The organism is Pelosinus propionicus DSM 13327, from assembly GCF_900114615.1.
Lineage (GTDB): Bacteria > Bacillota > Negativicutes > DSM-13327 > DSM-13327 > Pelosinus > Pelosinus propionicus.
Genome location: NZ_FOTS01000050.1, coordinates 9823 through 29274, shown reverse-complemented (window position 1 = coordinate 29274; position 19452 = coordinate 9823). Strand labels below are relative to the sequence as shown.

At 38.5% G+C, this 19452-nt stretch carries 21 protein-coding genes; 3 read left to right on the top strand and 18 right to left on the bottom strand.

Going from position 1 to position 19452, the window contains the following annotated elements:
- Positions 1 to 4 precede the first annotated feature (4 nt).
- The 9 genes from cas1c to BMZ99_RS20560 form a co-directional block, all read right to left on the bottom strand.
- A complete protein-coding gene (gene cas1c / locus BMZ99_RS20600) occupies positions 5 to 1036 on the bottom strand; it encodes a type I-C CRISPR-associated endonuclease Cas1c (protein WP_090942196.1) in 1032 nt (343 codons plus the stop codon).
- A complete protein-coding gene (gene cas4 / locus BMZ99_RS20595) occupies positions 1021 to 1728 on the bottom strand; it encodes a CRISPR-associated protein Cas4 (RefSeq protein ID WP_090942192.1) in 708 nt (235 codons plus the stop codon). The genes cas1c and cas4 overlap by 16 nt, the downstream gene beginning before the upstream one ends.
- The gene (gene cas7c / locus BMZ99_RS20590) at positions 1725 to 2588 is read right to left on the bottom strand and encodes a type I-C CRISPR-associated protein Cas7/Csd2 (RefSeq protein ID WP_090942190.1); all 864 of its coding nucleotides are present in this window, start codon (positions 2586 to 2588) and stop codon (positions 1725 to 1727) included. The genes cas4 and cas7c overlap by 4 nt, the downstream gene beginning before the upstream one ends.
- Positions 2589 to 2593: 5 nt before the next feature.
- Positions 2594 to 4411 carry a type I-C CRISPR-associated protein Cas8c/Csd1 gene (gene cas8c, locus BMZ99_RS20585; RefSeq protein ID WP_175490637.1) on the bottom strand — a complete coding sequence of 606 codons (1818 nt, stop codon included), beginning with the start codon at positions 4409 to 4411 and terminating at the stop codon, positions 2594 to 2596.
- Positions 4408 to 5061 (bottom strand): type I-C CRISPR-associated protein Cas5c, encoded by a 654-nt coding sequence (gene cas5c, locus BMZ99_RS20580; protein ID WP_090942184.1) that lies wholly within the window; start codon positions 5059 to 5061, stop codon positions 4408 to 4410. Before cas5c ends, cas8c begins: the two co-directional genes overlap by 4 nt.
- 19 nt (positions 5062 to 5080) lie before the next feature.
- Positions 5081 to 7321, bottom strand: a complete 2241-nt coding sequence (locus tag BMZ99_RS20575) for a CRISPR-associated helicase/endonuclease Cas3 (protein WP_090942180.1) — start codon at positions 7319 to 7321, stop codon at positions 5081 to 5083.
- Positions 7322 to 7518: 197 nt separating this feature from the next.
- Positions 7519 to 7704 (bottom strand): hypothetical protein, encoded by a 186-nt coding sequence (locus tag BMZ99_RS20570; protein WP_090942177.1) that lies wholly within the window; start codon positions 7702 to 7704, stop codon positions 7519 to 7521.
- A gap of 353 nt (positions 7705 to 8057) precedes the next feature.
- On the bottom strand, positions 8058 to 8912 hold the full coding sequence (locus tag BMZ99_RS20565; protein ID WP_090942173.1) for a Fic family protein: 855 nt from the start codon (positions 8910 to 8912) through the stop codon (positions 8058 to 8060).
- 74 nt (positions 8913 to 8986) lie between these two features.
- On the bottom strand, positions 8987 to 9280 hold the full coding sequence (locus BMZ99_RS20560) for a hypothetical protein (protein ID WP_090942170.1): 294 nt from the start codon (positions 9278 to 9280) through the stop codon (positions 8987 to 8989).
- Between the two features lie 258 nt (positions 9281 to 9538).
- Here BMZ99_RS20560 and BMZ99_RS20555 point away from each other — a divergent pair, with 258 nt between their 5' ends.
- Positions 9539 to 9769 (top strand): helix-turn-helix domain-containing protein, encoded by a 231-nt coding sequence (locus BMZ99_RS20555; protein ID WP_090942169.1) that lies wholly within the window; start codon positions 9539 to 9541, stop codon positions 9767 to 9769.
- 585 nt (positions 9770 to 10354) lie between these two features.
- Here the strand turns inward: BMZ99_RS20555 and BMZ99_RS20550 are convergent.
- The 6 genes from BMZ99_RS20550 to BMZ99_RS20525 form a co-directional block, all read right to left on the bottom strand.
- Positions 10355 to 10654: a putative quinol monooxygenase gene (locus BMZ99_RS20550; RefSeq protein WP_090942166.1), complete on the bottom strand. Its 300-nt coding sequence runs from the start codon at positions 10652 to 10654 to the stop codon at positions 10355 to 10357.
- 81 nt (positions 10655 to 10735) lie between these two features.
- Positions 10736 to 13132 carry an anaerobic ribonucleoside triphosphate reductase gene (locus BMZ99_RS20545; protein ID WP_090942163.1) on the bottom strand — a complete coding sequence of 799 codons (2397 nt, stop codon included), beginning with the start codon at positions 13130 to 13132 and terminating at the stop codon, positions 10736 to 10738.
- A 424-nt stretch (positions 13133 to 13556) separates the two neighbouring features.
- Complete coding sequence (locus tag BMZ99_RS20540; protein WP_090942160.1) at positions 13557 to 14273, bottom strand: HAD family hydrolase; 717 nt, start codon at positions 14271 to 14273, stop codon at positions 13557 to 13559.
- Positions 14274 to 14276: 3 nt separating this feature from the next.
- Positions 14277 to 15917, bottom strand: coding sequence for a putative polysaccharide biosynthesis protein (locus tag BMZ99_RS20535; RefSeq protein WP_090942157.1), 1641 nt, complete (start codon positions 15915 to 15917; stop codon positions 14277 to 14279).
- 72 nt (positions 15918 to 15989) lie between these two features.
- Entirely contained in the window at positions 15990 to 16586 is a 597-nt protein-coding gene (locus tag BMZ99_RS20530; RefSeq protein WP_090942154.1) for a DedA family protein, read from the bottom strand.
- A 237-nt stretch (positions 16587 to 16823) separates the two neighbouring features.
- A complete protein-coding gene (locus BMZ99_RS20525; RefSeq protein WP_090942152.1) occupies positions 16824 to 17582 on the bottom strand; it encodes an MBL fold metallo-hydrolase in 759 nt (252 codons plus the stop codon).
- 102 nt (positions 17583 to 17684) lie between these two features.
- Between BMZ99_RS20525 and BMZ99_RS27160 the strand changes: the two genes are divergently transcribed.
- Positions 17685 to 17834, top strand: coding sequence for an AsnC family protein (locus BMZ99_RS27160; RefSeq protein WP_245755083.1), 150 nt, complete (start codon positions 17685 to 17687; stop codon positions 17832 to 17834).
- A 67-nt stretch (positions 17835 to 17901) separates the two neighbouring features.
- Positions 17902 to 18126: an Lrp/AsnC ligand binding domain-containing protein gene (locus tag BMZ99_RS27155; RefSeq protein ID WP_245755082.1), complete on the top strand. Its 225-nt coding sequence runs from the start codon at positions 17902 to 17904 to the stop codon at positions 18124 to 18126.
- Between the two features lie 35 nt (positions 18127 to 18161).
- Here the strand turns inward: BMZ99_RS27155 and BMZ99_RS20515 are convergent, their stop codons facing one another.
- The 3 genes from BMZ99_RS20515 to BMZ99_RS20510 form a co-directional block, all read right to left on the bottom strand.
- Positions 18162 to 18392 carry a DUF1653 domain-containing protein gene (locus BMZ99_RS20515; protein ID WP_090942149.1) on the bottom strand — a complete coding sequence of 77 codons (231 nt, stop codon included), beginning with the start codon at positions 18390 to 18392 and terminating at the stop codon, positions 18162 to 18164.
- A 165-nt stretch (positions 18393 to 18557) separates the two neighbouring features.
- Positions 18558 to 18713 carry a hypothetical protein gene (locus BMZ99_RS26510; RefSeq protein ID WP_175490636.1) on the bottom strand — a complete coding sequence of 52 codons (156 nt, stop codon included), beginning with the start codon at positions 18711 to 18713 and terminating at the stop codon, positions 18558 to 18560.
- Between the two features lie 2 nt (positions 18714 to 18715).
- Entirely contained in the window at positions 18716 to 19318 is a 603-nt protein-coding gene (locus BMZ99_RS20510) for an HD-GYP domain-containing protein (RefSeq protein WP_090942146.1), read from the bottom strand.
- Positions 19319 to 19452 lie beyond the last annotated feature (134 nt).

Here is a 19452-nt window from a genome sequence, read left to right as displayed (position 1 = left end):
ACCCTCATTTCCAGAAAAATGGCGGATAATCTTCTAAATCACCACGCATATGCCTCGCCAACAGCATAGCTTGAACATATGGCACAAGACCTAACGGAATTTTTTCTTCCAGATAGGGATGAGTGATCTCTTCTTGTTTGCGCTTTTGCCAAGCAGTCAAGACTTCCTTGCGAGTATCATCATCCATTATCACAGCACCATTTTCCTTTACGACAAAACCTTTTGCTGTAATCTGATTACGATTAATCAGCGTCACTGCTAGACGATCTACAAAATGCGGGCGCAATTCTTCCATGACATCAAGTGCTAAGCTAGGACGTCCTGGCCGATCCCTATGCAAAAATCCAACTTGCGGATCGAGTCCAACACTTTCGAGAGCTGCCACAACTTCATGCGTGAGCAGCGTATATAAGAAGGATAATAAAGCATTTACTCGATCTGTTGGCGGTCTGCGATTTCGACCAAGCATGAGAAATGCTTCTTTTTGATTTAATACTAATTGATTAAAATTAGAAAAATAAAGATGAGCTGCTTCCCCTTCGATGCCTCGTATAGAATCACCATTATATGCTTTTTCCAACTTAACGGGCATCCTTGCCAACAATTGGAGTGCTCTCTCTAACGACTCATTATCAACCACTTCAGGATGATCTCTTAATACACGGTGTAATACCGCCCGGCTATTCATAATTTTAGCAGCAATAAATCGGCGCGATAAGCGGGCCGTTACCACCTCATCATCTGACCAGCGATATTGCGTTCTTCTGAGCAAAACATTACCAGATACATTACCCGAAATACGTCCCATAAATTTTCCATATTGTGATAAGAAAGAAATAGCTACACCCCGTTCACAGCACAAATGCATCAATCTTGGACTGGCTCCCGCAAAACCGAAACAAACAATTCCTTCTAAGTTGTGAACTGGAACTCGAAATTTAATCTCATCATTGACTTTAATCAGTACATTCTCGCCATCACAGGCTAAATAAACATCTGGCAGAGTGACATACAAGGTATTCAAAAGCCGTCGCAAAAGTCATCCACCTCCTCGCGGCACATTCGTGCCAGATACTCTTTGACAGGACGATGACGCAACGTCCAGGTTGGCTGACACTCTTTCACCAAAGAACACTGAGAACAGCGTTTTCCTTTTGTTGCTTTAGGCGTTTTCCCTTCGCGAAAAAACTGTTGCATACGACTAGCAAGTTCAATGGTGTGTAAGCGAAGGGGTCCATCTAATACAATCTTTTCCCGATGTTTCGTTTGGGCATAGAAGAGAAATCCAGTATCAATTGATACCTCCATCATCTCCTCCAACGCCATGGCTTGGGCACACAGTTGAACAGCATCTCGATCATCCTTTTTAGGACGTCCCCTCTTATATTCAACAGGAATCGGTCGCCACCAGCCTTCTCTGCCTTCAAGCTGGCGAATCTTACCTTCGATCCATTCCTTTTCCTGGTGAAATTCCACCACATCCGCAATACCTCTAAGTCCCAGTTTTCTTGAAATAAGCGGCATAGCTCTAACCGTCCGTAAGGTCGTCCTTGTTTCATCTTCAAAGGGATCATCCGTACGCTCGTGAAGATGCTGCCCCTCTACGGTACGAACATTTTCTGCCCAAACCTGCTCAATATGAATCAGTGCCCATTGCCGCTCACAAAAAGCCATGTGCTGGATGCCAGAGAGCATGAGAAAGTTATCTTCTAAATCTTGTATACTCATCTTTCAATAATCGTGATACCATCAGGCCTTTCAGCATGATTGATCATAATCGTATAGTCTGCAAAAGCACGTGGCGGTTTGTTTTCCTCTTTACGTTTTGTCGTTACAAGATCAAATAATTTATGAGCCTGGGCATTACCTAAGGCTGTTTCATGCTCAAAAATCACCAGTTTTCGACTTGCCATCTTACCGCGAGCAGCAGAATGATCATGCTCAAACATATCTACTAATGCCTGCCAAAAAAGCTCTAGATCCTCTTCTGAAAAACCAGTCTTTTTTGCTAAAGGTGCCGAAATATAGCCTTCCACACGATAAAGAGCATAAGGTACAATATGTTTACGTCCCATAGTACGTTCTTTATCTACGTCCTTCTTATGGGTTACTGCCATACGAGTAATCGTAATTTCCTGTGGAATGATAGGATCTAGGCTTTTGGCAAATCCAAACTGTATCGGCCCACGCACTTGCCCACAATTCACATCCGTCGTCATAACAGCACCAAAGGAACGGATATCATAAAATCGATTACACATATACTGGGTTACCCCATTCGCTTGTGCAGCATCTTTGGGAAGTTTTTTAGATTCTACTTTGATGTTCAGATCATCATATGCCTCTTGATTCACATCATTCAAAACAGCCTTTTCACGCACATAGATATCAAAGGGATTGGTCCCCCCTTTGGCAAGTTCCACGTAATTTCTCACCTTACGTTTCAAACATACATCGGTAACAAGACCATGACTCGTCTCGGGATCAATTCGCGGCATATTTCCTGCATCCGGATCGCCATTGGGATTACCATTTTCTACTTCAAAAAAAAGTACAAACTCATACCGTTTATCCAATACATTGCTCATCTTTATCATCCTTCCTTATCTTCATTTTTTTCATTCTTGGTATAGTTAGCTTGATTCTGATGATAATATCCTAAAATAAATAAGCCTTGCTCTTCCATATTCAAATGAACTGGAAATGGCTTTGCGTCTAATCCATTCATCACTTCCTGAATTTTTTTATCTAAATAATCTCCAACTTTCCAATTTGATTCTTTGTTAGCCTTCGCTATATGATGCCTAGATAATCGTAGCAGTAACGGAAATGCCGAGCCAGGAGTCGCAGAAGCCGCACTAAAGTAGCTGTCACGGATAGTAGTATTGATATTGTTATTATGAGCATCTCGTTGGACTTTTTCTAGTAAGGAAAACAATCTCCCTAACAGATACTCAGGCTTCATATTACTTTCATTTAAACTCACGGTGATAATTTCCTCCCTTTCTCTTTTGTTTTGCATCCGATACTTTCTTAACAAAAATGCTTTAATTATAGCTGCGCGAATGGTAGTTACACCGCCATGCTCTCCCCCACTACGGCAACGAGTCAAAGCTGCATGATAGACCATTTGCGGATACATCTGTCCTGATAAAATTGTTTTGAGAAATTGTCCTCCCAAAAGAGGTGGAATATTCTTAGCATCTTCCTGGGTAGCTATTGCTTTTAGTGTTCGCCAAGGAGATACCATTCCTCCTAAACGTTCCATTCCTACAATATCCATATCACTATAATGCTGTGTGATCTTCATGATAACATCACCAAAATTACTAACCTGCCAAAATCGCACCGATAGACGAGCTGCATTGGGGGCAAGTCCTAACAAGTAGCATCTTGTATCTTTTTGAAAGTTATCGTCTTCTACAGATAAACCAGACCGGATACGTTCTAATATTGTCTTTGCGTGACGCTGTACTTCTGGCGCAATTCTTCGTTTCCCATCTTCTTCCTTAGCTTCATTCTCCACAGGATCTAAAAACCAGGTAAGAATTTTCTCTTCACGCTTACCACCTTTTTTATCGGCCCAAAATACCATCGTGGTATCAGCAAGGCGAACGCGATTGGTATCGCTGGCTATTAGATAATTTAATGCCGTACCATAGGCAAAGGCAGCTTTATTACTAATCGGTGCATTATAGCTTTGGGATTTTCCATAGGAGGTAAAAGCAGATGCATTGAATGACACCATAGCTGCTCCACTCATTTGGGAACCCATGATTCCTTTGATTAAAGGATGAATTCTTGCAATAGGAAGAAGATCACCTGTGAGCAAGCATTGCTCAGTTATTTCCTTTTCTTCATTTTGCAAAGCAGCATTCCAAGCCTCTCTTACATTCGATTGCTCATGAATATATCCGATAGACCCATCTACTTTAAATACAAGATTGCTGCCACTCAATAATTCCTCTATTCTCGATAAAATAATAGGGTGAGTTAAAGCATTCTCTGGATTCCATTTTGCTAAAAAAGCCTTAACAGCTGCGACATCACCATTTTTTATATTAGATAAAAAACATTCATTCTTTTTTTTGAAATCTGCATATTTCTCTTGGGAAACTTTTATTTCTCCATCTTTACTTCGTTCTATTCCAATCATATAGGAACTATTATCACAAAGAATATTAGCTGATACCCCAGATGTGCGCATAGCCTGCTCTGGTACTAACAATACCTTGGGTATTTTTTTTTTGCCTTCTACTTTTGCAAGGGTCAGAATATCAACAATATCTCCATCTAAATTAAGAACCAGTGCATAGGATACTTTTGCCGCACTATACCCTGGCGGAGCAATTTCTGAATCTTCTTCCTCTAAAAGACGCTGATAATGGTCATTCAATGCCTGTAAAATCAACGTCCTCCCTCCTTGGGTAATCGGGTATCGATTACACCATTTTTCATTGTAGGTCTAAAAAAAATAGGCTGCATGTTATTAGTAAAGTCAATATCCCAAAGCATCCATCCCAAATCCTGCTCACCAGTCAAAGTTGATGAAGGAATTTCACCCTCCAGCAATTCAAAGTGAACGGGAAATTCTCGACATCCAAAGTAAGGGTGCATGTGACATTGACCTGTTCGAGCTCTTCGTTTAAAGATATCACAATGTTTCCCAGGATTATCCTCTTCCCCTGCCTTATCTGTCATCTCAAAATGAGCTTCAATAATATACTCTACATCTCGAAGCACTAGAGAAGCACGCTGTTGGCGATCCTCTGTGACATATTGATGAAGGTCAATATCCCCGCCCTTCATCGCAGCTTTAATGTTTCTTTCGGAGATTTTATTAGCCACTTCATTTCTGCGAATCGAATCAAAGCGAATTGGCTTCATCACATGAATGCAATCAATTCGCCAAGTTAATGCAGGTTTCCAATGGATAGCTTCCAAGATGCCCCGTGCCGCCGATGGCGTCATCACATCATAACTTACTCTCTCCGCTTTCATTTCTGGACGAGTAAAACAAGCATAATCGCCCCACACTCTGAGCTTAACTCCATATCCCATAAATGTCTCCTTTCTGATTTCAATAAATCATTACATCAGTTGGTGCTTTTACTTCGTTTGCATCTTTTAGTCCATAATGTGAATCATAAAAACTAGAATCGGTCACAAATTTTACAATATCCCCCACTGATTTCACCACTTTTTCTTTTTGTAACGCTTCCAGTTCATATTGATATACTTGCACGATGTAAGGCTGAAGACTGCGCATTCTACTGGCTGGAAAAGGATGATATTCTATTTCTTCCATTAGATCTAGTACATGATCATCCCAAGGAACAATAACTGAAACCGTAGCACTATCAATCAATTGAAATTTACTAGCGATCTCTACAAAAGGAAATGACAACTCTTCCTCACCACCTTTAATTAAGCTAAGAATCTTATGTGCATCCAGCTTATCGCTCTCTACACTAAGTAATTGCTTGAAATAATCTTCAATGGCAGCCAAAGACATCAGATCATTTTCGAATTGTCTAACTCTTCGCTCTGTACTTCTCATTAGGCCAGCAACCAATTCAAATCTCCCTCTTGTAGGCATACCATGCGCCTCAGGTTCAAATACAATCACCAAACCGTCTTTTCGCCGCCCCTCTCGATTGCATCGCCCTGCAGCTTGGGCTATCGAATCAATCCCTGCTGCCGAACGATAAACAGCTGGAAAATCGACATCGACTCCTGCTTCAATTAGCTGCGTAGACACCACACGGCATGATTTTCCTTCTAGTAATGCCTTTTTAATCTTAGCTAAAACCGCTTTTCGATGGGCAGGACACATGCGCGCTGATAAATGATAAACTCCCTCCGTTGTTTGCTCCAGTAACAGATCAAATAATATCCTGGCATGCCTCCTGGTATTTACAATAGTAAGAACCTGTGAATTTTCCATCATGCCCGCTATTACTTCATTATCAGTCATCTTTCCACGATACTGAACCGAAACTCGTTTAAAAGTCTTTTGTAGTTCAGCAGGATCTTCCATAATCTCCACTGGTTCTAAATTCCCTGGAACAAGTTCCTTTATCGCAGGCTGCGTCGCAGTACACAAGACCACTGTTGCACCATAATTTAATACTAGTTCTGTCAACGCCCACAGACAAGGCTTCATATATTCAAGAGGCATCATTTGTGCCTCATCCAAAACAATCACACTATTAGCCATGTTGTGAAGCTTCCGACAGCGCGATCCTTTATTGGCATACAGCGACTCAAAAAATTGTACCGCCGTTGTAACGACTACTGGCATATCCCAATTTTCCGCAGCCAGCCGGTGTGCCTTTTCATACTTGTCCCAGTCCTCAAAGGAACCTTCCGGATACTCAAAATTACTATGATGCTCCAGAACCACATTATCATTTTCCTCTAGTGCTTCTCTAAATACCTGGGCATTCTGTTCAATAATACTAGTGTAGGGAATGACGTAAATAACCCGTTCTTTACCTTGTGCAACAGCATGTTTAAGAGCAAAAGCCATGGAAGAATAAGTCTTTCCTCCACCAGTAGGAACTGTTAAGGTAAAGAGATTCGGTTTAGAGTCTGCCATTTGTAAACATCTTTTTAGAATGTCTTGTCGTGCAGTATTGATAACTGATGTATTTTTACGATTACGTTTTGCTAATATAGCTAATTTCTTTTCTAATCGCTCGAAAATTATTTCCATAGAAACAGTCCCCGGTCGTACCATATATTTCTCTGCATCCATAAATCGTTCCGTATCCAAATAATCTGCATCCACCAAGCAAGAATATAACATACGGATACAGAAGGAAGAACTAAAGGCCGACATCCCAGCATCTTTAGCATGCGGGATGTTACGAAGATCATTATTACATAAATTCGGTATATTAATTTCTTGGGCAAATGCCTGATAATCTGGTATATCCTTTTTTTCAAGCCGTCCCGGAAGATTTTTGATGTCACCCCTATACCCATCTGGCAATCCACCATGATGTCCAGCAACTGTAAATGCCAAAGCTTTTCCTATTGGGCTTTGCCATTTCCTACAAATTTCTTGTGCACCTGCTGTTGCATGATCAACCTTTGTCTTATTGCCTTCTAAACGTTTCTGAAAATCCTTAGAGTATTTTCCAATATCATGAGCTAGACCAATAATTCTACCCAATTTTCCTGCACCAAACTTAGCTGCCCGCTCTTCTGCTAAACGTGCAACCTCATCAAGGTGTTCTTTTAATGATTGCCAATGTTCTTTAGGTAGTATTTCCTTCGTTCGTAAATTTTCCTTGGTATGTCCATAGTAGATCACTTATGCACCCCCATTGGCCAATTAAAAATTCTTACTTATTATTCCTACGACTGACAACTTGTATATTATACCTATTCATACTTTATTTACCATAATGCTACAAAATCCTGCACAACAAATCAACTTTACAAGATTTTAAATTAATGAAAGCCCCTCATTTTCTCTCAAAAAAATAAGGGGCTTTCATTCTATGTTTTTTAATATGTATTATTTATTTTAAACTCCAAATTTTCCTTTTCATAAGTTGCATAGGTCATTAACATCCCTTGATAAATAATCTCATTTAGTAAATATTTGCGTCTTAAATCATTAATTTTGTTTATTCGAATATATTGAGTGCTGAAATTTAAGTGTAATTCGTGTTCTATCTTAACCTCTTGCATTTCCTCACCTCTTCTCTCATTTGTTATTATAGGTAAATATAAGGCTTTTTAAGTATATTCTGATACCTCCTTGCTAAATTCTATTCATCGTATATTTCAAATATGATTTTTATTTTATACATGAAGAGAAACATATTTTTAAAAAATCCACACGCCTAAATAAGGCGCGACATAGTATTTCATACAAGAAGAATTTCAATCCACGCACTCCTACAAAGTGCGACAACACTATTCAATACTTTCTCATTTATAAAATAGCTCTTTTAATCTTATATGTAAAATTTTACCTTATCCATACTAACATGTCAACTATCTTTGACTATGACCTAATGCTAACAGCTTAAAGGTAAGAACTACTTAATATGCTGTATATAAAACTCCAAAGTTCCTTCCAAAATCCCAGCCACCAATTTTATAAATACATCATATTCCCCTTTAACATGGGAATAGTCAAGAGCATTATAATATTCTAGCCTTTGCTCTTTCTTTATAACGATTGGCACGTAGCCATGTTTCATTAGTTCGAAATTCAACAATAATCTGGCTGTACGACCATTTCCATCTACAAATGGATGTACTTTTACAAACTCACTGTGTAAAATAGCAGCTCTTTCCACTACATGCAATGTTTGACCTTCTCCTGCATACCACTCCATTAGTTGGGTCATTTGCTCACGTACATGTACAAATGCAGGCGGAATATGCTCGGCACCACTTATGAATACATTTTCTTGGCGGTAAACGCCCGCATTTCCAGGCAGTATTCCCTTTAATACCAGAGAATGAATATTTTTAATCTGCCATTCCGATAAAGATTCATGATTTGCTATAATTTCTTCTATATAGTGAATCGCATCCTTGTGATTCATCACCTCAAGATGTTCCCGTAATGTTTTGCCACCAACTGTTATGCCCTCTAAAACCACTTTTGTTTCCGACAAAGTAAGAGTATTACCTTCAATAGCATTAGAATGATATGTCCATTCCACTAATAATTTTTCCCTAAGGCTTTTTAGCGTATGGTATGGAAAGGGTTTCTTACCATCTAAGATCGCTTTTTTTTCGTCTATTGATTGTAATAACAAGAAATAGTCCACGCCAACACTCCTCTCAAACTGCTCAACTGTTATACTAATCTTATTGAATTCTTCATACGTTAAAGATGAAATAACCTTAGACTCTTCCCTTACGATAATCGTTTTACTCATCCTTTTACAATACCATTATATCCCAACATGATATTTGAAACAACTTAGGTATATGCCCTTTGTTATTTCATGTATCAACTTCTTGCTGGTCCCCATGTTAAAGTCTGCATTATCAAGCGCATTGCGTCAGAAAATCCTTGACGATAATATACATCCCCACTACTTATCTGCATACAAATATATTCGTCATCCAGTTCCACTAATATCTTGTGCATTTCTACTGGTAATGCATGTTTTATTTGCGTCTGATATTCAAGCATTTTTTGATAAGCATGATAATAATCACTAGAAACTTTCTCCAAGTCTAAGCCATCTAAACTTTCCACCTCACTAGCAGTCACCATCAAATCGAATATACTTTTTACCATTGTACATCCCCCAATCTTATTGGCTAGTAGTCACCAGTTTTCTATGCTGCCAGGAATTAGCAGCAGCCTCATATAACCATTTTTAAATGTGACTAGGAACTCTTTGCAATATCAGGTATAATTAAATTTATATAATCATTCTTAACTACATACGTTAACACGAATATTTTCAGTAAGATAATTTTCGACATAGGTTAGTATTACTAACCTACAATCCCATTATATTGGTTAGTAATACTAACCGTCAAGAGGTTTATCATGTACGACAAAAATATTTTTTCAATTCGATTAAAACAACTCAGGGAATTAAAAGGAGTATCAACCCAAAAACTAGCTGATGCCATAGGATTGAAGAGCAAAGGCAGTATAACGCAATTCGAAAAGACTATGACTTCTCCTTCAGCCGAGACGCTAGTTGCCCTCGCCGACTATTTCAATGTCTCCCTAGATTATCTTGTGGGAAGATCAGATACTCCTGATAGGAAGTAGTTTATTTCCTCATTAAGACATAGTGATTATAAAAATAGGATTCGCACTTTAGCGAATCCTATTTTTTGCATGCAACAGGACTAACAGCTTGTATCCTTATCCACACGCCTACGCAAGGCGTGACTATCAAGTCGGCACTATAAAAGAATGTAAGAAAGTTTCAATCCACACGCCTACGCAAGGCGTGACCATATTAAAAAGTTTTGGTTACATGGCTTTATGTTTCAATCCACACGCCTACGCAAGGCGTGACAATTTCAGTAAGTTGATTTTCATATTTTCTTGAAGTTTCAATCCACACGCCTACGCAAGGCGTGACTGGCAATATTGAAATGCACTAACTACCTAGGTCGAATCCTATTATTTTGCGAACCCCTGGAATGTGCCTTATTTTAATAAAGTATTTTGTTATAAGAAATGCTCAAACCCCTTATCATATCCAACTTGCGAATCTCCCACAAAAATGATGAGCACTTAGGGTTCGCATTAGGAGTCTTTCCCGATTACCTCATTATTTCCCATTAAAAGACAAAATTCCTGCAAAGTAAGTTACTTTGCAGGAATTTTTCACTATTCTTACATTACCTATCGAGAAATGGCTGCTACTTCTTCATATAGCTTAATTTCCGGTTTTTCAAGAAGTAAGTCAGCAATGTTGCTGAATACTTCTTTTAAGTAAGGTGTAGACCCATGATAGTCTAGTGCTGCTTGGTCTTGGTATTTTTCATAAAAGAAGAATTGTCCTACTTTTTCTGTCGAGCGATGAAGTACATAGGCTACTGTACCTTTTTCAAGTTGAACCTGAGGGAATTGAGTCTGTAGAGCAGCTTCCAATTCTTTTTCTTTACCGGGTTTTGCTTGCATATTGGCTACTAACGTAATCATATTTTCACAGTCTCCTCTATTGCATAATTTTTCTAATTATAACACTTTTCCACCGTGTTTATTAGTAGTATTTATCAAAGGCTACTGAGTTCTCACACCATGCTTTACACGGTCTTTTTCTTCTGCACGTTTGCCATCGTTCCATTTATCCATGGTTCCTACTAAGTATCCAGTGATACGGCGAATGCGCTCAAATCCCATGCCGCCTTCCCCTTCTACTCGTCCACATTTAGGGCATTGATCGCCAATCACACCGGTAAAACCACATTTAGGATCGCGGTCCACAGGATGATTGATAGAACCATAGCCAATACCGCACTCTTTCATCTTACGTACAACCATTTCAAAGGCATCGAGATTCTTAACTAAATCTCCATCCAGCTCAATATACGTAATATGACCTGCATTGGTCATTGCATGATAAGGGGCTTCGATTTCAATCTTTCTAGCTGCTGGAATAGCATAGTATACAGGGACATGGAAACCATTGGTGTAATAATCCCGATCTGTTACTCCAGGAATTTCGCCATAATTTTTTGCATCAATTTTTACGAAGCGTCCTGATAGACCTTCTGCTGGTGTCGCAATCAGAGAAAAATTTTGTTGATATTTAACTGCTGCTTCATCCATGCGTTTTCTCATATGACCAATGATCCGAAGGCCAGCTTCTTGAGCAGCTTCTGACTCGCCATGATGTTTGCCGTAAAGTGCGGTCAGTGTTTCCGCAAGACCGATAAAGCCAAGGGTTAGCGTACCATGCTTGATCACATCTTCGAGGGTATCTTCCCAGTCTAATTTTTCAGAGTCAAACCAGATATTCTGTCCCATTAAGAATGGGAAATTCTTTACCTTTTTATTTTTCTGAATTTCATAGCGATCTAATATTTGCTGAATGACCAGCTCAATTAACGAATCCAGCTCTTCATAAAATCCTGCAATGTCAGGCTGCGTTCTTTCTCCTAGAGCAATACCATGCTTAATCCCAATTCTAGGAAGATTTACACTGGTGAAGGAGTTATTGCCGCGACCGTATATCACACCATCCGATTCTGGGAAAATCGAGGATATAACTCTTGTCCTGCATCCCATAGTAGCAATCTCTGTTTCAGGACGACCGGGTTTGTAATATTGCAAATTAAAAGGCGCATCAATAAACACAAAGTTAGGGAACAACCGTTTTGCAGAGACACGGCAGGATAGTTTGAATAAATCATAATTAGGATCTTCCGCATTATAATTAATACCTTCTTTTACTTTGAAAATACTAATCGGGAATATCGCCGTTTCTCCGTTACCTAAGCCAGCTTCTACAGACAATAAGAATTGCTCTACTACCAGGCGTCCTTCCGGGGTAGTGTCTGTACCAAAGTTAATGCTGCTAAAAGGAACCTGTGCCCCTGCTCTGGAGTGCATCGTATTCAAATTATGTAGAAAACCTTCCATGGCTTGGTATGTTTTCTTCACCGTTTCCTTTTTAGCAAAACGGTAAGTAAAGTCCTGAATTTTTTGTATCTCAGCATCAGTTGCAAGAATTTCATGATTTGCTAACGCTTTCTTCAAACGTAGAGCCTCATTTGCATGATAAGCTTGGTATTCCATTTCGCCAATACGAGGATAGTCACCCTCCTCACCGCAATACTCATATACAGTCGTTTCGATGATATCCGTAATCTTTTCTTCATCTAAGTCCATGAAATCAATTAATAAAATTTTCTTCATGTTTTCTGCATATAGTTTTATAAAGGTTTTAGCTACTCCAGCAGCTAAGCCATAATCAAAATTGGGAATCGATTGTCCACCATGCTGATCATTTTGATTGCTCTGAATTGCAATCGCAGCCAGCGCAGCATAGCTCATGATATCTTGCGGCTCTCGCAAATGTCCATGCCCTGTAGAAAAACCGTCACGAAACAACGTTTTAATGTCAATTTGGCAGCATGTTAAGGTACCAATGGCTTCAAAATCCATGTCATGAATATGAATATAACCGGATTGATGAAATTTAGCGTGTTCAGGTTTCAAAATATGATGTATAGCAAATTGCTTCGATCCTGTTGCTCCATACTGCAACATAGTCCCCATAGCCGTATTGCCATCTACATTTGCATTTTCTCTTTTTCCGTCAACCTGTTCTGCATCTTTAAAGGTAATATCTTTATAATCAATCATTAACCGCATGTTGGCTTCTCGTACTTGGGTACGCTTTGCTCGATACGCAATGTATTTCTTAGCCACAGCAACTTCTTCCGACTGCAGCAGGACATCTTCTACAATATCTTGTATTTCTTCTACTGACAAACGCTGGTTTGATCTAGATGCAATTGTATTAAACACCTTGTCCGTTAATAGCTGGAGCTTTTCCTTTTTTACTATGCCATCAAAATTTTCAGTATACGCCTTTTGAATTGCATCATAAATTTTATCGCCATTAAATTCCACTTCACGGCCATCACGTTTTACAACTTGAAAATTACTCATAATTACCACCCTGCATCTTATTTTTTAATGAATTTTGTCCGTTCTTCATTCTTTGCATTTTCTAAAAAAAATCAACGTAATTTCACAAAGATACACCATTTTTCACATGAAATCAGCAAAAAAAATATCCATATGTAATGGAGTAATTTGCTCTTCATAAGTAATTATATCACTATTTTATTTTTAACCAAGACTTGACTTTTTTTTATTTATAAGATCTAGAAATGGTTCAATACACAATATATAGTATTAATAATTTTACTACAAACTATATATTGTATGTTACTTTTTATGATTATGTAAATTTCCAGGATAATTCCACCCTGTTTTTCCAGGATAAAATCAAAAAGATCAGGCAAATAAAGTTAACTCCTTCTGCCTAATCTTTATATGATAAAGGGCGATTTTTTACTATAAAATTCAGCTACATTTTTTTGATGATTTCACCAAGATTCTCTGACAATTCTTTCAAAGTTCCTGTATAGTCAGCTATAAAATCAATTTCTTTTGCATTAATTAGGCAATCTGTAACAAGGTAGGTTTTCATACCAATTTTAGCTGCTGCTAAATCTTCTTCCACATCATTGCCAACCATCAGGCATTCGTTAGGCTGACAGCCAAGCTTTCCGACAATTTCTTCATAATACTGAGTATTGGGCTTACAAAAATGTGAGTTTTCGTAAGTAGTAATCAGTTTAAATGTAATATCACCTAATCCAGCCCACTCCAGCCGCTGCTGCGTAGCGACCAGTGGAAAGATAGGATTGGTAGCCACTACTACATCCAAACCGGAAGAAAGAGCAGTATTCACAGCCACACGAGCAGCAGTATCCCTTTTAGTTACTTCCTGCAATAAAGAAAATTCATTTTCATAAAATTCATTCATGATCGGCAGCAGAACTTCTTCAGCCAAATCCACAGTCGTAAAAAAATGCTTAAAAAAAACTTGCTGATTTGTTTGCTTCCCATCCCCATTAGCAATCATTGCTCCAGTGGAAGCAAGCAGCTGCTTCATAAACTGCTTTGGTTCCATTACATGAGCAACCTTCTTGCCCAAATGAGAAAAATAGGCTCTCATAAATTCATCCATATGAAAAGGCAGCAAGGTCCCATCTAAATCAAAAAGTACGCTTCTAATCATACATTACTCCTTAAGTACTCCAAATTTACGCAATAAAGGAATTAAGCGCGATCCAATCATAGGAACTTGCTTCATATCGTTCTCACTGATGCCGCCAATGACTAACAATACGCCGCCATATACCACAACGCCCAAGGCCATTGCGGTCAATGTAGACAAAGCAATATGCGCCGTTACTGCCATCATAGCATCATAACTAAAGTAAATTGCACCGCCCATAGTAACTGCTGCTATACTTGGTTTAATTAAACTTTTCAAATCAAGAGCATATCCCACATGCCGATGTACGAAATAAATATTTAATGCTGCCGCTATTCCAATATCTGCGACTGTTGCCCAGGAGGCTCCCTTGATACCTAGAGTCGGGATTGCTGTAAGCGTCCAATTTAAAATCACTTTAAAGACAGCAGCCAATCCCATGTTAATCACTGGAATCGCCGTTTTTCCCATCCCCTGCAATACTCCTGTTGTTACCTGATGTATCCCCAAAAGAACAATCCCGATGGATATAATGCTAATAGAATGACTCGCCTGGGGTGCATTATACACCATTTGAGAGATGGGTTCTGCCAAAATCCACAATGCAACAAACGCAGGAATCGTAACTAAGCTTGAGACACGCATAGCAGCAGCGGTTTGCTGATAGACTCGTTTGATATTCCTCAAAGAAAAGGATTCCGATATGGCAGGCACCAAGCTAGTTGCTAAAGCAGCCGTTAAAATCGTTGATAAATTGAGCAAAGGTACCGCCATCCCCGTTAGATAGCCAAATAATTCTGTAGCTTGCTCGACCGTATATCCTGCCGCTTCCAGCCTGACTGGAACAATAAACAAATCGAAATTGGCAACAATGGGCAGCATAATACTTGACAAGGATACTGGCAGGGCAAGTTTGATGATCCGTTTTATAATGCTCATACTTGATTCCTGCAGCCCTTGTGAAACTTGTCCTGTTTCTTGTTTTCTACTTTGTTTCTGCAGTTTCATATAATAATAAATCAATACTAAAAGACCTGCAACAGCTCCTGGAGCAGCCCCTAAGCTCGCCCCGCCCGCTGCATATTCGAGTCCCCTTGGCAGTAATAAGCTGGCAAATATCAGCATAGTGATAACTCTTACCAATTGTTCTGCAATTTGAGAAACAGCTGTCGGCGTCATAATCTGACAGCCTTGCAAATATCCTCGATAACTAGATAAAATCGTAACAAAGAACACCGCAGGTGATAATGCTAACAAAGAATAATACGCCCGTGGATCTCGGATGAAGCGATATTCAATCAATAAACCAGCACCAAAGTACAATAATAAACTAAAGAACAGCCCTGTTAATACTAATACGGTTAATGAAATGCGAAAAACACGATTTGCACCAATAAAGTCATTTAAGGCTCTTTTCTCCGCAGTAATAATGGAAATTGCAACGGGAATCCCTGCGGAAGAGACACTTAATGCCAAAAGATAGATAGGAAAAGCTATTTGATACAGTCCAATCCCCTCACCGCCTAAAACCCGTGACAGGATGATCCAGTTTAAAAAGCCAATTACTTTAACAACAATGCCACCTATCGTTAATATTAAGGTGCCCTTTAGAAAAGAATTGGAACTTCCTTTATTCTTATTATTTTTTTCATTTTCTTCCGTCATCATGTATCCTTTGTTTCGTAATGTAATGCTTGCCTAGTCCTACAATGCAATGCTGCGATTCCCTTTTTCTGCTCAAGCATTCTTACGTTTTTTGATTATATAATAGATCATTAACACAACCAAAGCACCAGCTACCAGTAAGCTGGCCTCATGTCCAACACTGCGTATCACTTCCCAATTGGCTCCCAGCATCATTCCAGCATAGATAAGCGCAATGGTCCACGGTACAGATCCTAAAATAGTATACACTATAAATTTAATAAAATGAACCCTCGCAAAGCCCGCAGGTAAAGAAATAAATGTACGAATCACTGGCAGCAGCCGTGCCACCAATACTGCAAGCAATCCATAACGATCAAACCATTTTTGTGCCATAGTTACTTTCTCATCCGACACAAAAACATATTTGCCATACCTGGTAACAAAAGGCGGCCCTCCGTAATAGCCAATTAAATAAGATACAATTGATCCGGCTAGTCCTCCTGCCACACCTGCTAGTACAGCTGTATTAAAATCCATCTTGCCCAAAAAGACAAGATAACCAGCAAAACCAAAAATTAATTCACTGGGAATGGGTACGTTTGCACTTTCTAAAGCCATGCCAATAAAAACTGCAGGATATCCCCATATTCCAATTAAATAAATTACATATTGAAATATACTTTCCATAAGTCCCCCAAGAAATAAATTATATCATACCTATACAATTAATATAGTGTGAATCTGAAAATTACTTACTATACGCTACATAGAAATTTTATTCCTTTTAGAAGAATTTTGCAAATAATTGTAGTAAAAAACGACAAAAAAATAATGTCATAACAAACAATAACAAAACAACCTTTTACAAAAAGGAGATTGCTTCACTAGCGTTCGCAATGACATTTTTTTAATGCATTATAGTGATTATACTGTAAACACTACTACCTCACCATCTGCAGGAATGAGAACCCGCTCAGCTAGACCTTCTGCTGCAACATGTAATTTAAGTTGTTCTCGCGATAAAAGGCAGTGATTAATAGCCTCCATATGAACTGCAACAACGGTAGTATTTCTTTCATATTTGCAAAGAGCGGATATATCTTGGGCCGTCATGGTGATTGGATCACCTGTACTAAACTGTGCTGCTCCTGCATTCACAATGGTTATATGAGGATGATAGTTCCGAATTGTCCTCTCTACTTCAGCACAATAAATCGTATCGCCAGCGATATAAAGGATTGGCTCTCCCTTAACCTGCAAAATATAACCGGATACAGGCGACATTCTAACACCAATATCCCCTGTCCCATGCTGCCCTCCCGTACGAATCAAAGTGATCTCTCCCCACTGGTATTCCTCATGAACAGGTATAATCTTAGAGAAACCCTCTGCTTGTAATTTTATCTCATCTTCCGGCTGACAGAAAATCAGCTTACCTTTAGGCACTAACTGAGCAGTAGTATCATCGAAATGATCCCTATGTGTATGAGTCAATAGTACAGCATCAATTTTCTGCAAAAAATTTTGAGGATTCATGATGGGAACAAGAGGGTTGCGCCGTTCATTTGTTGAATTGACAATAGGCGGCATAGTTTCTGCCGGACTTAACATTGGATCAACCAGTAACAATCGATCATTGATTGTTATTAATAGAGTAGCATGTCTTATTAATTGAATTTCCATATACACTCCTGCCTTTATTTATCATTCCTATTCTTATTATGACGAATAACTGCGATCTTAACAATTGTACCGTGAAGCAATTGATCTCATTTTACTTACATTATGAAAGGAAATGATCTGATGCTTGATCAAACAGATTGGAAAATACTGCAATGTCTACAAAACAACTCTCGCATGCAATGGCAGGAAATTGGCAAGTTGGTGCATTTAACTGGTCAAGCAGTCGCTGCGCGTATAAAGAGAAATCATTGAAGATTTTACAATTACACTAAACCAAGAAAAGCTTGGCAAACCCCTGCTGGCTTTTATTACTGTATTTATGAAATCCACAAACCATACCGCATTTCAACATTTTCTATCAACGCAAGAAGCAGTTAAAGAAGCTTATCGAATTAGCGGTGAAGGCTGCTATTGGCTAAAAGCAGCTTTATCAAACCAACAGGAACTTAACCAGTTGCTCGATGCTATTTTAGTACATGGCAATTATCGAATTAATCTGTCCATCCATACGATAAAGAAGACTAAAATGCTGATGGACGTATAATCCATTAGCATTTTAGTCTTCTTCAGCCAGAAAAACTATTTCTTTTCACTCATACTTGATTGCTCAATGTATGTAAACCGTTTTACTGTACGTCCCTTAAACTCAACCATTTCCTCAAACATCGTCAAAGGGCGTATCCACATTCCCTTATTTCCGTATAGGGCTTGATATACCACATAATCTTCTTGTGTTTCACTATGTTTTGCAATCATCAGCACCTCATAGAAATTACCTTTAAAATGTTGATATGTACCAGCTATGATCATTTACGTCCTCCTGCTTACCTTGCTAGGCTATGTTATCTACTTATTATTTTATCACAGTGAATGTGCAAGACCACTATGTCATTTACAATAGAAAATCGCCTACCATTACTGATAGAAATTTTAGTAGGCTGTATAGCTTATAGTTCTCCTAACAATCAAGAGTATTTACTTTGCTTTTTTGGCATAGCATTGCGGCTTATAATCTCGTGCATATTCTTCTAAAAGGTTTTCCAATTGCTTGAATGCTTCTTCATTATAGCCATTGTTATTTTTTTCCCGCAACAGCCCGATGAGAAACTCCACTTTTTCATGGAACTCCACCACTAGCACCCTCCTAATAAGAACATATTAACCAATACTGAATTAAAATGCGTTTCCCTGCCACTATTAATCACTTGAAGAGCTTCTTTCTGGGACATTGCTTTCCGATAGGTCCTGTCTGTCGTAAGAGCTTCATACACATCTGTAATACTTAATATTTGTGCAATGAATGGTATTTCATCTCCGGCTTTGCCATTAGGATAACCTTTTCCATTTATTTTTTCATGATGACAACAAACAGCTTCTGCTATGTGTTGTAACGGGCGTATCTTGCTTAAAATTAAAAAACCATATTGCGAATGCCTTTTCATAATCTCAAATTCACTATTTGTTAGTTTTTCAGGTTTACTTAAAATTCGTCGTGGAATTTTTATTTTCCCAATATCATGAAGCAATGCAGCAACGGATATATCTTTAACCATTTGAGAAGAAAGATTAAGTCTTTTTGCAAAGCGAACAGCTATATTTGCAACATTATAAGAGTGCCTAGCAGTATCTACATCATGCTGATGAATTAAGGTTAATAGATAATTTGTTATTTCTAACCGAGTTTTACAAGGGTATTGAAATATGATATCGTCATCTATAATTGAATTTTGAAGCATCTCATTCCTCCTCAAAAGGCAGCATTAGCAATGTAACATAATATACTTGTGTTACGTCAACTGGAAAATTCCCATAATAAAACATATTACGTCATTTTTTCTAATTATCCTTTTTTTTCAAGGAATTAAGATTT

Bases quoted from the DNA above. Each gene is read 5' to 3' on its own strand.
- cas4 (WP_090942192.1), bottom strand. From the start codon at position 1,728: ATGAGTATACAAGATTTAGAAGATAACTTTCTCATGCTCTCTGGCATC.
- cas7c (WP_090942190.1), bottom strand. From the start codon at position 2,588: ATGAGCAATGTATTGGATAAACGGTATGAGTTTGTACTTTTTTTTGAA.
- cas5c (WP_090942184.1), bottom strand. From the start codon at position 5,061: ATGGGATATGGAGTTAAGCTCAGAGTGTGGGGCGATTATGCTTGTTTT.
- BMZ99_RS20570 (WP_090942177.1), bottom strand. From the start codon at position 7,704: ATGCAAGAGGTTAAGATAGAACACGAATTACACTTAAATTTCAGCACT.
- BMZ99_RS20565 (WP_090942173.1), bottom strand. From the start codon at position 8,912: ATGAGTAAAACGATTATCGTAAGGGAAGAGTCTAAGGTTATTTCATCT.
- BMZ99_RS20560 (WP_090942170.1), bottom strand. From the start codon at position 9,280: ATGGTAAAAAGTATATTCGATTTGATGGTGACTGCTAGTGAGGTGGAA.
- BMZ99_RS20555 (WP_090942169.1), top strand. From the start codon at position 9,539: ATGTACGACAAAAATATTTTTTCAATTCGATTAAAACAACTCAGGGAA.
- BMZ99_RS20550 (WP_090942166.1), bottom strand. From the start codon at position 10,654: ATGATTACGTTAGTAGCCAATATGCAAGCAAAACCCGGTAAAGAAAAA.
- BMZ99_RS20545 (WP_090942163.1), bottom strand. From the start codon at position 13,132: ATGAGTAATTTTCAAGTTGTAAAACGTGATGGCCGTGAAGTGGAATTT.
- BMZ99_RS20540 (WP_090942160.1), bottom strand. From the start codon at position 14,273: ATGATTAGAAGCGTACTTTTTGATTTAGATGGGACCTTGCTGCCTTTT.
- BMZ99_RS20535 (WP_090942157.1), bottom strand. From the start codon at position 15,917: ATGACGGAAGAAAATGAAAAAAATAATAAGAATAAAGGAAGTTCCAAT.
- BMZ99_RS20530 (WP_090942154.1), bottom strand. From the start codon at position 16,586: ATGGAAAGTATATTTCAATATGTAATTTATTTAATTGGAATATGGGGA.
- BMZ99_RS20525 (WP_090942152.1), bottom strand. From the start codon at position 17,582: ATGGAAATTCAATTAATAAGACATGCTACTCTATTAATAACAATCAAT.
- BMZ99_RS27160 (WP_245755083.1), top strand. From the start codon at position 17,685: ATGAAAGGAAATGATCTGATGCTTGATCAAACAGATTGGAAAATACTG.
- BMZ99_RS27155 (WP_245755082.1), top strand. From the start codon at position 17,902: ATGAAATCCACAAACCATACCGCATTTCAACATTTTCTATCAACGCAA.
- BMZ99_RS20515 (WP_090942149.1), bottom strand. From the start codon at position 18,392: ATGATCATAGCTGGTACATATCAACATTTTAAAGGTAATTTCTATGAG.
- BMZ99_RS20510 (WP_090942146.1), bottom strand. From the start codon at position 19,318: ATGCTTCAAAATTCAATTATAGATGACGATATCATATTTCAATACCCT.